Raw genomic sequence first — 14,787 nt, 5'->3', positions numbered from 1 at the left:
ACGATCTCCCGGAGTGAATATTTCATGTCAGGGAGTTCAGAGCGGGTCTTCCGGAAGCTCCGGATCTCCCCTCCGCCAGAACCGGAGGGACCGGCCAGGCCCTCGGCGCCGCGCCGGAGCCCCGGAGGACGCCCGAACCCAAGCCCATCGCCTCCGCAGGATGCAGAAGACAGGGATATTGACATCATGATCTCCACCACCCGGCGAGACCTGGGTCTCGGCAAAAGACTGCTTCTGGCGCTCAGCTGCTCGGCGCTGCTCGCCGGAGGGGGCGCGGCCCCCGCTCTGGCCGAAGAGGACGACCGCCCCGAGACGATCATCATCGACGAACTGGGCCGCGAAGTGACCCTGCGCACGCCGATCCGGGCGGTCTATCCGGATCTCTGGTATCAGGCCGAGATCACCCGCGCCATCGGGGCGCTGGATACGATCGTCGCCATCGACCAATCGTCGAATCCGGAGAAATCCGAGCCCAACCGCGCATATTTCGCCAATCTGGCGGGGCTGCCCGACGTCGGCCATTACAACGAGCCCAATTGGGAGGCCATCGTGGCCTCCGGCGCCGAAGTCTATTTCGGCCGCCGCAACTCCCCCTGGCAGGAGGCCGTGCGCAAGCTGGAGCCTTTCGGCGTCAAGGTGGTGGTGGCCAGCGTCTGGGATCCGAAGGTCCTGCGCGCGCAACTGCCCAACATCGGCGTCATCTTCGGCAAGGAGGAGGGCGCGGCGCGTCTGGCGGGCCTCTACGACGAGATCGAAACCCTGCTGACCGAGCGTCTGAAGGATGTGGAGCGCAAGACGGTCTTCTTCGAGAACAACGCCGCCGCCGTCACGGTGGTGGCGGGCTCGGGCTGGCATGACACCATCCTGCTGGGCGGCGGAATCAACATCTTCAAGGATGTGAACATCGGAGATTCGAGCAGCGCCTCGGTGCATCAATATACGGTCGATCCGGTGGAGGTCATCACCCGCGATCCGGACGTCATCGTGCATCTGGGCGTCGACGGCCAGGTCCAGGGCTATCAGGGCTGGAGCCGCGAACTGGCCGAGGCTCAGGCGCGCCGGGTCGCGGAGCGTCCGGGCTGGAGCGGCATCAAGGCCGTCGAGGACGGCGAAGTCTACGTCGTCAACAATTTCTTCTACTCGGCGCTGGGCAAGCAATATGGCGCGCTGATCCTGGCCACCTGGCTCTATCCCGAGAAATTCGCGGATGTGGACGTGGACGCGCTCTTCGCCCAGTGGCTCGAGCTGCAAGGCGTGGAGGCGCGTCCGGTTTCGGATTACGTCCACCGCATCGGCCAGCCGGCCCCCGCCATTCAGGCCGGAGCCCTGCGATGACGAGTTCCGCCGGAACCGGTCGGGCGGGAGGTCCGCGCCTCGCGGCCCCGCCCCGACGCGACCGCTACGCCTTCCAGAACGCGGCCATCGCGCTGGGACTGGCGGCCGTGGTCTTCGCCGCGATCACCGGGGTGCGGGTGGGAAACTCCGGAGTGGGCTTCTCCGACGTCCTCCAGATCCTGTGGTCGAAGCTGACCTCGAATCCCCCCACGGACCGCGCCCAGCTTCAGGCGCACAACATCATCTGGGAATTGCGGGTGCCGCGCGTGGCGCTCGCCGTTCTGGGCGGGGCGGCTCTGGCCGTCGCGGGGGTGCTGTTTCAGGGCTTGCTGCGCAATCCTCTGGTCAGCCCCTATACGCTGGGCATCGCTCCGGCGGCGGCTTTCGGCGCCTCCATCGCCATCGTCCTCTTCGGAGGCTCGGTGCATGGCGGTCCGGCGCCTCTGGTGGTGGGAGCGCTGTTCTTCGCCTTCCTCAACACCGCGCTGGTGCTGACTCTGGCCTCGGCGCGCAACCTGAACCCCACCACGCTGATTCTGGTCGGGATCGCCCTGTCCCAGCTCTTCGGAGCCCTGACGGCCTGCATCCAGTATTTCGCCGAAGACGAGGTTCTGGCCGCCATCGTGCGCTGGACCTGGGGCTCGGTGAACAACTCCGCCTGGTATCAGGTGCTCGTGCTTCTGGCGCTTGTGGTGGCGGTCTTTCCCTATGTCCGGCTGCGCAGCGGCGTGATCAACGCCATCGCCTTCGCCGGGGACGATCCCGCCAAGAGCCTCGGGGTTCCGGTCTCGCGGGTGCGGCTGGAGTGCATCGCCATCGCCGCCACGCTCACCGCCGTGACCATCGCCTTCACCGGGATCATCGGCTTCGTGGGTCTGGTGGCGCCGCATATCGCGCGTCTGGTGGTGGGGGCGAACCATCGGTTCCTCATTCCCTTCTCCGCGATCACGGGGGCGCTCCTGCTGATCGTGGCGGATTCGCTGGGTCGGCTGGTCATCGCGCCGGGAGTCATTCCGGTGGGCATCATCGACGCCCTCGTGGGGGCTCCGATCTTCCTCTACCTCATCATCACGCGTCAGAAGGCTGTAGAATGACCCTGAGCATCTCCTCGCTTGTCGTGGGATACGGCAAGAAGACCATCATCAGACAGGCCAGCCTCGACGTCGCCAGAGGCGAGGTCGTCGGGCTTCTGGGCTCCAACGGAGCGGGCAAGTCCACGCTGATCAAGGCCATCGCCGGGATCAACCGGCATGGCGCCGGCTCGATCTCCTGGGAGGGGAGGACCGATCTCTCCAGCCTGCCCCGGCGCGAGCTGGCGAAGATCGTCGCCTATGTGCCCCAGAGCATCGGGCTGTCCTTCTCGCTGGACATCCGCGAGGCGGTGCTTCTGGGCCGCACGCCCTATTTCGGCGCCCATCCCCGCGAAGAGGATTGGCGGCATGTCGAGGAGGCCATGCGCCTCGTGGGGCTGGAGGAGCTGGGCGAACGCGCCGTCACGGAGCTGTCCGGCGGCCAGGGACAACGCGTGCTGATCGCCCGGGCTCTGGCGCAGGATCCGCAGGTGCTGCTGCTGGACGAACCCACCAGCGCGCTCGACATCCGCTACCAGTGGCAGACGCTGAACGTGCTGCGCAAGATCGCCCGCGAGCGCAACGTGGCGGTGATCGTCTCGATCCACGACCTGAACCAGGCGGCGCGCTTCACGGATCGGGTGGTCTTCCTGCATCAGGGCGAGGTGCTGGCGGCGGGGCGTCCGGCGGAGGTCTATTCGCCCGAACTGATCCGCAAGGTCTACGGCGTGGAGGTGGAGCTCGCGCATCATCGCGGCTTCGTCCAGGTCCATCCGCTGGAGGAGGAGGCTCCGGAGTCCTTCGCTCCGGTCGAGGCCATCCCCTTTCCCCTGCGCCCGGCCCCCGCCGCGGCGACGGCGCGTTTCGCGCAAACCTCTTACGCGTAAGGAATCCGGTCATGGCGGATACATGGAGCGGACGCAGCAGCGGACGCGGCGAAGGTTTCGTGCTGGGCCTGCTGCTGGGCGGCACGGGTCAGGCGCGCAAATCCGGGACGCACGGGCGCAACGACGATCTCACCGACATCTCCCTGTACATCGAGCAGGCGAAGCAGGCCGAGGCGGGCAAGATCCACACGATCTTTCTGGCGGATTCCCTCGTCGCCAGCGAGAAGGCCCCGAGGCCGGGCCTGGAGCCGGTGACGCTGCTCAGCGCCCTGGCCACCCGGACCTCGCATATCGGGCTGGTGGCCTCGGTCTCCACCAGCTTCACCGAACCCTACAACGTCGCGCGGCAGATCCTCTCGCTGGACCACATCTCGGGCGGAAGGGCGGGCTGGAACCTCGTCACCTCCTCCGCCGGAGAGCGCAACTTCGGCAAGGAGCTGCCCGCTCATGACGACCGCTACGCCATCGCCTCGGAATTCGCCGAGGTGGTGCGCGCCCTCTGGGAGAGCTGGGATCCCGACGCCGTCAGCTATGACGGCGAAGGCCGCCAGATCGTCGCCCCCGACAAGGTCCGCCGCATCGACTGGCGCAGCGAACATTACGCCGTCGAGGGGCCGCTGAACCTCTCGCGCAGCCCTCAGGACAGGCCGATCCTGGCTCAGGCGGGCTCCTCGCCCAAGGGCAAGGAGCTGGGCGCCCGCGTGGCGGACGTGATCTTCACCACCGGCCTGACCGAGATCGAGCCCTCGATCCGGGTGCTGCGCGACTACAAGACCCTCGCGCAGGCGCATGGCCGCTCGCCGGAGCGGATCAAGGTTCTGCCCGGCGTGGCCCCTGTCATCGGCTCGACCGACGAGGAGGCGCGCCGTCACTGGGAGAAGATGATCGAGACCATCGATTTCGAGGAAGGACGCCAGTCGCTCGCGGGGCAGTTCGGCGGAATCGACCTCGAAGGCGTGGATCTGGACGCGCCGATTCCTCTGGACAAGCTGCCGCAGACCGAAGCCATCCAGGGGCGTCAGTCGCGGTTCGGCGTCTTCCGCAAGCTGATCGAGAGCGGCCAGGTCCGCACGGTGCGCGACCTCATCATCTATCACAGCAGCGGAGCGGGGCACTGGTTCCCCATCGGCTCGGTGGAGAACGTCGCCGACCAGCTCCAGGAGAGATACGAGCGCGGCGCCGCCGACGGCTTCAACATCCTCGCCTTCACGCTGAAATATGATCTGGGGCTCTCGGCGATCACCGACCACCTGATCCCCGAGCTTCAGCGTCGGGGGGTCTATCATCAGGACTACGCCCACAACACCTTGCGCGGCAATCTCGGGCTTCAGGAGGCCTGAGGAGCGCGCAGGCGGGACGACGCTCCGGAGGGGGCGTCGTCGTCCGGCGCGGCTGCGCGGGAGGGCGCTTCAGGGCGCGTGGCGCAGGGCCTCGACGAGATCGAGCGTCGCCTCCGCCGAGGGCATGGGCGCGACGGCCGTGATGGTCTCGGGCAGGCGCGCGAGCCGCAAGGCCGCCGGATCGTTCGTCACGCCGATCAGGCCCGTGCGGAAGCCGTGATCCGACCAGGCGACGTCCTGGACCTCCTTGCTCCGCAGGATTCCGATCAGCCGCTGACAGGCGGGCGTCATCGCGATCATGGGATGCGAGGCGAAGACCGTCGGCTCCGGATAGATCACCCGGATCCGCGCGCGGATCAGATCGGCGGCGTCGGCGTTCTGCGCCACGAACTCCACGAGCTGATTCTCGTAGCCCGAGATCAGGGGCCGCGCGCCCATCCCCTGGGTCAGGAACCCCTCGAACATCGGGCCGGAGGACGTCTCCATGTAGCCCATGGCGTCGAAATAGGCCTTGATCGCCGGAGTCAGCGCGCGCATGCGCTCGCGGTCGGGCGGCTCGCCGCCGTTCATGCCGATGGCCAGCAGGCCCGCCCAGAGATTCCCCGAATTCGAAATGGCCGGATCCGTCGAGAGAACCCGGAAAGGCCCGAAGATCGGCAGCTTGAAGTCCTCGCGCCAGCGGGCGCCCTCCATGATCCTCCCGACGATGGCGACCGTGTCGCCGTAGAGGAAGCCGCCGCGCTCCTCGACCAGTCCGGCGGAGGTCAGGGCCGTCGCCGCCTCGTCCCAGGCGAAGAGCACGATGGGCGAGGAGAAGATCGTCTCCACCGCCACGGGGCGCTTGCCCGACAGACGCGCGATCTCCGCCGCCACGGCGCTCGAAGGCCAGATGCAGTCCTTGCCGGCCACGTCCAGGGTGGTGGCCATCTCGATGGAGCCCGCCCTCTGCAGCGACAGCGTCACGCCTTCCTTCGCGAGGATCTCCTTCAGCCGGGGATTCTCCAGAAAGGCCGTCTTCTCGCCGCCGTAGACCATCGAGACCGCCAGAGGCTCCGGGCCGCGCCGCTGGGTCAGGAAGACCGTCGCCGCAGCCACGAGGCCGAGGATGAAAAGGCCGAGAAGGGTGCGTTTCATGATGACAGAGCCTCCGCGCCGCGTCAGCGCCTGATCTGGAAGGACAAGGCCTCGACTTCGGCCTCGAGCAAGGTGAGATCCTTGCTCAGGGCCGCCCGGCCCAGGGAGTCGACGGCGGCGGGATAGGCCGCGATCTGCTCGCGCAGAACCGAAATGCGCGATTCGAGCGCCGGATCTCCGGAGCGTCCGAGCCGCAGGAAGGATTCCATGCTCTCGACCATGCGCGGCAGGAAGACCGCGATGAAGCGGCGCAAGGCGCGCAGATCGGAGGGGTCTTCGTTCAGGATGCGCTCCAGCTCCTCGACCCGGCCCGCGAGGGATTCGGCGAGTCCCCGATCCTCGACGCGGAGGGCGCCCGAGGCGGCCGCCCGCAGACGCTCCGAGGCCTCGCCGAGCTTGCGCCGCGCCTCCTGGAGATCGGCCGCCGAGACGTGATCGGCCACGAAGATCTCCGAAGGCGCCTTGCGCGTCGGGATGAGCGCCAGAAATCCGGCGTAGAGCCCCGCCGCCAGAACCAGAGCCGCCCAGGGCGAAAGCTTCAGCCCCAGATAAAGACCGAGGAAGCCCGCCGCCGCCGCCGCCGTGGCCAGAACATGACGCGCTCCATCTGGAAGACCCTGGTTCAATTATAGCCCTTCACGCTGCGCAAGGCCTCCGTCAGCCCGCGGTCGGCGCGGAAGACGCGGCCCACGGTTTTCCGGGCGAGTTCGTTCAACTGGGCGAGGTCGGCCTTTCCGAAGGCGATGGAATGGATCGGAGCCTTGGCCTCCAGCCCTCCGGCGGCCAGAAGGCGCATGAACTCCGGCGCATTGGCCGGATCTGCGACGCCGTCGGTCATGGCCACCACGGCGGGCAGATGGGTCTTCAGCAAGCCCTCCTTCTCCGCGGCGTCGAGGAGGCCCCAGGCCACCAGCAGCGCTCCGTAGAGATCGGTTCAGCCGCCCGCCTCGAGGGCCTCCACCTCGGAGAGCAGCGCCCCGAGCACCTTGGGGTCGTCGCCCTCGGCCTCCAGAGGCGCGCCGGGGCCGCTGGCGAAGGGAATCACGATGGTCACGTCGCGCGCCGAAGGCTGGAGCAGCGACAAGGCCGCCTGCTCCGGATCGAGCGCCATGGTCATGGCCCGCTTCAGCTCCGCCAGAGGCTCGCCCTGCATCGAGCCGGAGACGTCCGCGAGCCAGATCGTCAGGGAGGGTTTGCGGAGTTCGCTCTGATAGAGCCGCAGGGCCTCGCCGACCGCCTCGCCCTGAGGGAAGGGAATCGGCGACAGCACCCGCGCCGGATCCACGCCCCAGTCGCGCCGCCAGATTCCGCCCTCCGGCGCCTGGGCTCCGATCAGCCCCGCGCGCCATCCGGTCTCGACGATGCGTTTCTGAATCGCGGGGGAGAGCAGGAACTCCTGAAGCGCGAGGAAGCGCGCTTCCTGGGCCGCGTCGCCGCGATCCACATAAGCGAGCGTGCTGTCGGCGATGGCGAGGCCGTCCGCAGGATAGACGAGATGCAGCGGCTCGGCGCCGCGCGCGGTCAGCTGGCGGTCGGCGTCGAGGATCAGCGCCTCGTAATTCACCATGGAGTCATAGGCGTCGAAGCTGGCGATCAGGCTGTCCTTCAGCCAGTTCGAGGAGCCCGAGGAGCGGTCCACGCCCGCGAGGAATTCGCGCGTCCGCTCCTGAACCTCGGGGTCGCGCAGATGCTTCGTCTCGATGAGGTCCGGCCCGCCCGCGAAGGCGTGCAGGAAGCCGAAATAGGCCGAAGCGCCGGAATTGGACTGCGTCGCCGAGGTCATGGCGAGCCGCATCTCGCCCGAGGAGACGGCTGCGCCGATCTCCGCCACCGGGATTTCGCGGTCGCCGGTCCAGCCGAGCTTCTGCGCGATGGAGCGCCGCACCCCGAAGACCACCGGACTGCGCGCGATGGACTTCGCATGACGCGTCACGCGGGATTCGTCGCCGAAGGAGATCCAGAGCGAGGAGGCGGGCCAGACGGCGTCGAACTCCATGGCGCGCCCCGCGCCGAGCGCCTGGGCGATCTCCACCGAGCCGCGCGAGACCAGATCCACCCGCACGCCGCTTTCCCGCGACCAGTCGTCGAGCAGCGGCTTGAAGGTCTCGGCCTCGGAGCCCGCGAGGATGCGCAAGGCCTCTTCCTGCTTCGGCGCGCGGCCGGAGAGGGCGTAAAGCGCTCCGGCGGCGGCCAGCAGGACCAGAAGGAAGAGGAGCTTCTTCATGACGGGTCTCCGGAAGACGCGGAAGGCTTCCGGCGGGCGCTCGCGACGCCGGAAGGACGGATCCGAAGCCTGCGCGGATCGGCGCGGGAGATCCGGCGGGGCCTGGTCGTCGTCATGTTCTCAGACTTCATGGCCGGATCATGCGACGGACAGGCGACGGTTTCATGACAGACCCGACATGAAGCCGCCCGCCTCCTTGCGGAGACGGGCGGCGCAGAATCGCGGATGGAGAAGCTTCGGATCACTCGGCGGGGACGGCGTCGAAGCCCGGATCCTCGTCGCGGCGGGGGTCGGCCTGCGTCCGCGACTGGGCCCGCGTCAGGATCGCCTGACGGTTCACCGAAGCGCGCTCGGCGGCGATGCGCTGGATCAGAAGCTCCGCGCGCTCCACCGAGCCCAGAAGCGCGAGGATGGTTCCGCGCTCTCCGGCGCCGGCGTCGGGGCCGAGCGCCAGAGTGCGGGCGCGCAGCTCCTCGATCTCCGGGAAGCTCCCGTGATGGCCCGGAGGCATCACCGGATCCGGCACGCCGTAGGTCGGCAGGATCGGGCGCAGCGCGGCGTCGAGACGGTTCAGCGCGGCGTCCACGATCACCTGAGCATGAGGCCCGAACTTCTCGCGCTTCACGCGGCGCGCCACCTGATGCATCGACTCGGTGAGGGCGGCGGTGAAGTCGGCCTCCTCGATGAGGCTGGCGATCAGGTCGAGCTGCTCGTAGGGCAGATCCTCCTTCATGAGGTTCGCCGTATAGCTGCGGATGTCGCGGCTGAGGATGTCGGTCGCGAGGTAATGTTCGCCGGGGTCGGCGGGCGCCTTGCGGTCGCCGCGGGCGATGTTCAGGAACATGGCGCCGGCCTGCAGATGACGCGAGGTCTCCTGCTGCACGGCGGGGACGGCCTCGGCGAAGTCGTCGGCGAGCTTCTGGTTGAGGAATTTCGGGATCGAATAATCCTCGACGTCCTCTTCGTCCGTGCGCCCGACGTTCGAGAGCACCCGCTCGAAGACCCCCACGAAGGGGAACAGAAGCAGCGTGTTGAAGATGTTGAAGACCGTCGAATAGAGGCCCACCGCCACCGGAACCAGCGGGAAGGTCTCGTGGCCGTTGACCATCACCGCGACCGAAGGATCTCCCATCCCCAGCGCGCCCATGCCCCACTTCAGCACGCCGATGGAGACGAAGAACAGCGGCACCGTGATGCACACGCCGATCAGGTTGAAGGAGATATGCGCATAGGCCGCGCGCTTGGCGTTCTTGGAGAGGTTGAGCGAGGCCATCCAGGAAGTGATGGTCGTGCCCAGATCCGCGCCCAGCGAGAAGGCGACGGCGGTCTGCCAGTCGAGCACGCCCGCCGCGCCCAGACCCATCACGATGCCGATGGTGGCCGAAGAGGAGTGGATCAGCGCCGTGATGCTGGCCGCGATCAGCACGCACTTGATCAGGTTGAAATAGGAATCGGCGTGGAGCGTCTGGAGAAGCTCCATGACTTCAGGCATGTTGCGCAGGGGGCGCAGACCGCCGGTCATGAGGTTCAGGCCATAGAAGATCAGCGCGAAGCCCATGCAGGTCAGGGCGATGTTGCGGGTCTTCTCCTTCTTGCCGAAGCAGTAGACCAGCGCGAAGATCCCCGCGAAGATCAGTCCCAGAGGCCCCAGCGGCAGCGCGATCAGGCCGTTGCCCAGCGTGGTGCCGATGTTCGCGCCCATGATGACGCTGATGGCGGGCCTCAGGGCGACCACGCCCGCGTTGACGAGGCCCACCACCATCACCGTCATGGCCGTGGAGGACTGGATGACGCCCGTGATCAGCGTTCCCGCCATCACGCCCTTGATCGGCGTGCCCGCCGCCTTGGCGAGGAAGGCGCGCATCCGGTTGACCGAAAGGGCCTGAATGCCGTTGGCCATGAACTCGAGGCCGAGCATGAAGAGCCCGAGCCCTCCGATGACCGGGACGAGGATGTCCTTGAAGATGTCGATTTCCATGAAGTCTCTCGCTGTTGAGAGGCGGCTCTCGCGAGCCTGAGGCGCCTTCCGCAGGAGGGGTCGGCCCCCTCCGGGCGAAAGGCGGCCGGAACGGCGGAAAGGGAGGACTCAGCGCACGGCCGGGGGGACGACGCTCGCCCACCAGGCTTCGTTCTCGCCGACGAGCCGCGGCGGAACGGGGATGTAGCCGAGGGCCTCGGCTTCGTCGGCGCCCTGGCTGAAGGCGATGTGGAAGACGTCGAAGACGCGCCGCAGACGATGCGCGCCCCGATCCTGCGGCAGGACGGCGTAGGTCGCCACCGCCACCGGATAGGCGCCCGCGCCCGCCAGATTGGTCGTGTCCGCGAGGAAGCCGCGCTCGGCGCTCCAGTCCACGCCGTCGAGTCCGGCGCGGAAGCTCTCCGGGCCCGGCGCGACGAACTCGCCCGCCTGGTTCAGGAGCGCCGCCATGGGAAGCCCCTGACGCAGCGCCTGGCCGTATTCCAGATAGGCGAGGCTGTTGGGCGTCGCGGCGGCCAGAGCCGCCAGACCGCCCGAACCCTTCTGTCCGCGCCCGACGGGCCAGGCGATCAGCAGATCCGAACCCGCCTTTTCGGCCCATTCCGGGCTCGTTTCGGAGAGGAAGCTCGTGAAGACCTGCGTCGAGCCCGAGCCATCGGCGCGATGCAGCGCCGCGATCTCGGCGTCGGGCAGCTTCAGGCCGGGGTTCATCTCCGCGATGGTCGGGTCGGACCAGCTCGTGATCTCGCCGAGGTAGATCCCCGCCAGCACCGGACCCGAAAGCCGCAGCTCGCCCGAGGGAATCCCCGCCAGATTGGCCGTCGCCACGATCCCGCCCATCACGATGGGGAACTGGATCCAGCCGCGCGCCTTCAGCTCCTCGACGGTCAGCGGCGCCTCGGTGGCGGCGAAGTCCACCTCGGGCTGAGCCAGGCGCATCACGCCCGACAGGGAGCCGATGGGTTCGTAATCCACGCGCCAGTCCGGCGAGACGAAGTCGCCGCCGTCGGCGCGCAGGGCCTCGTAGTCGCGCGACCAGCGCTGGATGGCCGGAGCCGCGAAGGTCGAGCCGGCGCCCTGGATCGGCGCGGCCTGAAGGTTCGTCGCCGCCAGAGCCGCGGCGAGGCACAAGGCCCCCGCCAGACCTGTCTTCGCACCTGATGTTCGGAGGCCGTGGGCTTCGATCATGACCGATCTCTCCTTGCGTCGCCGGGAAGGCCGTGGGCCTGCGGAGGACGAAATCTTTCCGGAGATCGAACGGGAGGACTCGCCCCCAAGGAAGAGATCTTAAAAAAAGATTAATCCCGCTCCATCCGGCGCTCTGGCTAGCACTGGTCCTTGAAGGAGCCGCGACGGATTTCCTTCAGAACGATGACAGACGGAACGGAAACTTCCGGCGGCCGACCGGCGCGGAGGACGCGTCTGCGGGGCCGCTCCGATATTTCGCAGCTGCAACATGAAATCGCCGCGAAACTGAGATCAGATCGCCACAAGCCGCCTCCTAAAGCTCTGGAGATCCTGAAAGGACGGGAAGACCCCATGTTTTCGCTCGCAGGCCGCAAGGCCCTGATCGTCGGCGTCGCCAACCGGGACTCCATCGCCTGGGGATGCGCCCGGGCTCTGCGCGCGCAGGGCGCGGATCTGGCCGTCACCTGGCTGAACGACAAGGCCCGCAAGCATGTCGAGCCCCTCGCGCAGGAGCTGGAGGCCGAAATCGTCGGGCCGCTGGACGTCTCCAGGCCCGGCGAGACCGAGGAGATCTTCGAGAGGATCGAAGAGCGCTGGGGCAGGCTCGACGTCCTGCTGCATTCCATCGCCTTCGCGCCGAAGGAGGATCTGCACGGACGCGTGGTGGATTGCTCCGCCGGAGGCTTCGCCCAGGCCATGGACGTGTCTGTCCATTCCTTCCTGCGCATGATCCGTCTGGCGGAGCCGCTGATGAAGACGGGCGGCGTCTGTCTTTCGGTGTCCTTCTTCGGCTCCTCGCGGGTGGTGCGCCATTACAACATGATGGGCCCGGTCAAGGCCGCGCTCGAAAGCGCGACCCGCTACGCCGCCGCCGAGCTCGGGCCGAAGGGGATCCGGGTGCATGCGCTCTCGCCGGGGCCTCTGGCGACGCGCGCCGCCTCGGGCATAGACCATTTCGACGACCTCCTCGCCGAGGCCGCCCGACGCGCCCCCACGCATCAGCTCGCCACCATCGCGGACGTCGGGGCCATGGCCGCCTTCCTCGCCTCCGACGCGGCGCGCAATCTGACCGGCGGCGTCCATGACATCGACGGCGGCTACTCCATCACCGCCTGAAGGAGACGGACATGTCCAGCATCTTCGATCTGCTCGATCCTGCGGCGCATCCCTTCGCGGAGCGCATGGAGGCCGATCTCCAGGGCCGGATCGACCGCGTCACGGGGAGGGCCAGGGCCGAAACCGACGGCGTCGCCCGCTCCGCCGAGATCCTCGCGACGGCGGCCGCGCGCCATGTCCGGCGCATCTCCGGCACCCACGCCGAGCGCCTCCGCGAGGGGCTCGAACAGACGAGGGCTCTGGCCGGAGCCCTGCGCGAGGCCCGCGGCTCGGGCGGGCTCGGGGCGCATCTCTCGGAATATCTGCTCGACGCCGCCCAGCGCGCCGCCCTGACCGCCGACGCCCTGCGCAAGCGCGGAGACATCTTCCTGGAGCATGAGGCGGCGGATTGTCCGCCGGTGCTGATCTACGGCCACGAGACGATCATGGAAGGGAAGGATCTGCCTTTCCCCTCCAATTACAAGCTCCTGCGGATCCTGCCGCCCGAAGGCGTCGTCATCGGCGAGACCCGCCGCCCCTATGTCGTCATCGATCCGCGCGCGGGCCATGGCCCCGGCATCGGCGGCTTCAAGCCGGACAGTCAGGTCGGCGTGGCGCTGCGCGAGGGCCATCCGGTCTATTTCGTCTCCTTCGGCCGCAGGCCGGAGCCGGGGCAATATCTCTCGCACGTCACGCGCGCCGAGGCCGCCTTCCTGCGCGAGATCATGCGCCGTCATCCGGATTCTCCAAAACCCGTGGTGATCGGCAATTGCCAGGGCGGCTGGGCGACGCTGCTTCTGGCGGCCCTCAATCCCGATCTGACCGGACCCATCGTGGTCAACGGCGCGCCGGTCGCGCCCTGGGCGGGCAAGGTCGGACAGGATCCCATGCGCTACAAGGGCGGTCTGACGGGCGGAAGCTGGGTCGCGATGTTCTTCGCGGATCTCGGCGGCGGAATCTTCGACGGCGCCCATCTCGTGCGCAATTTCGAGATGCTCAATCCGGGCCGCACGCTCTTCCGCAAATACACCGACCTCTTCCGCGACGTGGACGACTGCGAAAGGACCTTCCTCGATTTCGAACGCTGGTGGGGCGGATTCTTCCTGCTCACCGAGCGCGAGATCCGATGGATCGTCGAGCAGCTCTTCGTCGGCAACCGCCTCGTGAAGAACGAAGCCCGCCTGGAGCCCGGACGCCCCATCGACCTGAAGGCCATCCGCGCGCCGATCATCGTCTTCGCAAGCCAGGGCGACAACATCACGCCGCCGCAACAGGCGCTGAACTGGATCGCCGAGACCTACGCCGACGCCGCCGAGATCCGCATCCGCGGCCAGCGGATCGTCTACATGCTCCATGAGGAGGTCGGGCATCTGGGAATCTTCGTCTCCTCGAAGATCGCCCGCAAGGAGCACGCCCAGGTCGCCTCGACGCTCAAGACCATCGAGGCCCTCGCGCCCGGACTCTACGAGATGCGCATCGAGGAGATGGTCGAGCAGAACGGCGAGAAGCGCTTCACCGTCAGTTTCGTGGAGCGCAGTCTCGACGATCTGCGCGCCCTGGACGACGGCTTCTCCGACGAACGCCCCTTCGCCGCCGTGGCCCGCCTCTCCGAGGCTCAGGCCCAGCTCTACGACGGCGCCCTGAGGCCCTGGATTCAGGCCATGGTCACGGATTCCTCCGCCGAGCTGGGCCGGGCGACGCATCCTCTGCGTCTGGAGCGGGCGCTCGTCTCCTCGCGCAATCCGGCTTCCCGGATCGTGGTCCGGCTCGCCGAGCAGGCCCGCGCGACCCGCGCCAGAGCCGCGCCGGAGAATCCCTTCCTCGCCGCCGAGGCGCTCTGGGTCCGCAACGTCGAGCAGAGCATCGACCTCTGGCGCGATCTGCGCGACATGGCGCAGGAGCTGACCTTCTTCAGCCTCTGGGGTTCGCCCTGGGCGCGCTTCTACGGCCGCAACCACGAAGCCCGCCGCACGCTCAAGACCGCCGACGAACTGCGCGGCCTGCCCGAGGTGGTCGAGACGCTGGCCGGGATCGGGAAGGGCGGCCTGCCGGAAGCCGTCCTGCGGATGCTGGTCCTGCTGGCCGAGGAGCGCAGGCAGGTGCGCCGCGACCGTCTGGAGCGTCTGTCGCGGATGCTGGAGGAGGAGGAGCCCTTCGCCTCGCTCGGCGCCGAGCGGCGGGCGCGGATCCTCCAGAGCCAGACGCTGATCGCCGCCTACGAGCCCCTCCGCGCCGTCGAGACCCTGCCCGCGCTGCTGCCCGGACGCGCCGAACGCGAACTCGCCCTGAAGGCGGCGCTCTACGTGCTCGGGCCCCTGAAGGAGGCGACGCCTCCGGCGCTCGCTCTGCTGGGGCGCATCGCGGAGGCGCTCGGGCTGCCCGAGGCGCTCGAAGATGTGACCGAAAGCCCGCTGGCCGGATTCGCCTTCCTCGACGACAAGAGGGCGGCCGAGGCTCTGCTCCCCATCGGGCCCCCGCCCGCCGAGCCGTCTCCCGCCGGGCTTCCGTCCGCCGCGCCCCTGAACGAGGTCTGACT

At 68.2% G+C, this 14,787-nt stretch carries 12 protein-coding genes; 6 read left to right on the top strand and 6 right to left on the bottom strand.

The genetic code is table 11. The features are described 5' to 3' along the window. The first annotated feature begins 186 nt into the window (after positions 1–186). Genes PHN62_RS02220 through PHN62_RS02205 form a run of 4 tightly spaced genes read left to right on the top strand, consistent with a single transcriptional unit; the run spans position 187 to position 4,632 of the window. Entirely contained in the window at positions 187–1,335 is a 1,149-nt protein-coding gene (locus tag PHN62_RS02220; protein ID WP_300145668.1) for an ABC transporter substrate-binding protein, read from the top strand. Beyond that, complete coding sequence (locus tag PHN62_RS02215) at positions 1,332–2,429, top strand: iron ABC transporter permease (RefSeq protein WP_300145665.1); 1,098 nt, start codon at positions 1,332–1,334, stop codon at positions 2,427–2,429. The genes PHN62_RS02220 and PHN62_RS02215 overlap by 4 nt, the downstream gene beginning before the upstream one ends. Continuing rightward, the gene (locus PHN62_RS02210; protein ID WP_300145662.1) at positions 2,426–3,292 is read left to right on the top strand and encodes an ABC transporter ATP-binding protein; all 867 of its coding nucleotides are present in this window, start codon (positions 2,426–2,428) and stop codon (positions 3,290–3,292) included. The genes PHN62_RS02215 and PHN62_RS02210 overlap by 4 nt, the downstream gene beginning before the upstream one ends. 11 nt (positions 3,293–3,303) lie before the next feature. Then, the gene (locus tag PHN62_RS02205; RefSeq protein ID WP_300145659.1) at positions 3,304–4,632 is read left to right on the top strand and encodes an NtaA/DmoA family FMN-dependent monooxygenase; all 1,329 of its coding nucleotides are present in this window, start codon (positions 3,304–3,306) and stop codon (positions 4,630–4,632) included. Positions 4,633–4,701: 69 nt separating this feature from the next. Here the strand turns inward: PHN62_RS02205 and PHN62_RS02200 are convergent, their stop codons facing one another. From PHN62_RS02200 to pstS, 6 genes are all read right to left on the bottom strand, one after another. Next, the gene (locus PHN62_RS02200; RefSeq protein WP_300145656.1) at positions 4,702–5,766 is read right to left on the bottom strand and encodes a hypothetical protein; all 1,065 of its coding nucleotides are present in this window, start codon (positions 5,764–5,766) and stop codon (positions 4,702–4,704) included. Positions 5,767–5,789: 23 nt separating this feature from the next. Then, entirely contained in the window at positions 5,790–6,392 is a 603-nt protein-coding gene (locus tag PHN62_RS02195; protein ID WP_300145653.1) for a 5-bromo-4-chloroindolyl phosphate hydrolysis family protein, read from the bottom strand. After that, positions 6,389–6,676, bottom strand: coding sequence for a hypothetical protein (locus tag PHN62_RS02190; protein ID WP_300145650.1), 288 nt, complete (start codon positions 6,674–6,676; stop codon positions 6,389–6,391). The genes PHN62_RS02195 and PHN62_RS02190 overlap by 4 nt, the downstream gene beginning before the upstream one ends. A 24-nt stretch (positions 6,677–6,700) precedes the next feature. Beyond that, a complete protein-coding gene (locus tag PHN62_RS02185; protein ID WP_300145647.1) occupies positions 6,701–7,990 on the bottom strand; it encodes a substrate-binding domain-containing protein in 1,290 nt (429 codons plus the stop codon). 241 nt (positions 7,991–8,231) lie between these two features. After that, positions 8,232–9,968, bottom strand: coding sequence for a Na/Pi symporter (locus PHN62_RS02180; RefSeq protein ID WP_300145644.1), 1,737 nt, complete (start codon positions 9,966–9,968; stop codon positions 8,232–8,234). 108 nt (positions 9,969–10,076) lie between these two features. Next, positions 10,077–11,156, bottom strand: coding sequence for a phosphate ABC transporter substrate-binding protein PstS (gene pstS, locus PHN62_RS02175; protein WP_300145641.1), 1,080 nt, complete (start codon positions 11,154–11,156; stop codon positions 10,077–10,079). A 351-nt stretch (positions 11,157–11,507) separates the two neighbouring features. Between pstS and fabI the strand changes: the two genes are divergently transcribed. Both fabI and PHN62_RS02165 read left to right on the top strand, forming a co-directional pair. Beyond that, positions 11,508–12,272, top strand: coding sequence for an enoyl-ACP reductase FabI (gene fabI, locus PHN62_RS02170; RefSeq protein ID WP_300145639.1), 765 nt, complete (start codon positions 11,508–11,510; stop codon positions 12,270–12,272). Between the two features lie 11 nt (positions 12,273–12,283). After that, positions 12,284–14,785, top strand: coding sequence for a DUF3141 domain-containing protein (locus PHN62_RS02165; RefSeq protein ID WP_300145636.1), 2,502 nt, complete (start codon positions 12,284–12,286; stop codon positions 14,783–14,785). The last annotated feature ends 2 nt before the right edge of the window (positions 14,786–14,787 follow it).

Source organism: Neomegalonema sp., from assembly GCF_028688855.1.
GTDB lineage: Bacteria > Pseudomonadota > Alphaproteobacteria > Rhodobacterales > Rhodobacteraceae > Neomegalonema.
This window is presented reverse-complemented; position numbering and strand designations above follow the sequence as displayed.

Coding starts and splice junctions, on each gene's coding strand:
- PHN62_RS02210 (WP_300145662.1), top strand. CDS start 2,426: ATGACCCTGAGCATCTCCTCGCTTGTCGTGGGATACGGCAAGAAGACC.
- fabI (WP_300145639.1), top strand. CDS start 11,508: ATGTTTTCGCTCGCAGGCCGCAAGGCCCTGATCGTCGGCGTCGCCAAC.
- PHN62_RS02180 (WP_300145644.1), bottom strand. CDS start 9,968: ATGGAAATCGACATCTTCAAGGACATCCTCGTCCCGGTCATCGGAGGG.
- PHN62_RS02205 (WP_300145659.1), top strand. CDS start 3,304: ATGGCGGATACATGGAGCGGACGCAGCAGCGGACGCGGCGAAGGTTTC.
- PHN62_RS02200 (WP_300145656.1), bottom strand. CDS start 5,766: ATGAAACGCACCCTTCTCGGCCTTTTCATCCTCGGCCTCGTGGCTGCG.
- PHN62_RS02185 (WP_300145647.1), bottom strand. CDS start 7,990: ATGAAGAAGCTCCTCTTCCTTCTGGTCCTGCTGGCCGCCGCCGGAGCG.
- PHN62_RS02165 (WP_300145636.1), top strand. CDS start 12,284: ATGTCCAGCATCTTCGATCTGCTCGATCCTGCGGCGCATCCCTTCGCG.
- pstS (WP_300145641.1), bottom strand. CDS start 11,156: ATGATCGAAGCCCACGGCCTCCGAACATCAGGTGCGAAGACAGGTCTG.
- PHN62_RS02220 (WP_300145668.1), top strand. CDS start 187: ATGATCTCCACCACCCGGCGAGACCTGGGTCTCGGCAAAAGACTGCTT.
- PHN62_RS02215 (WP_300145665.1), top strand. CDS start 1,332: ATGACGAGTTCCGCCGGAACCGGTCGGGCGGGAGGTCCGCGCCTCGCG.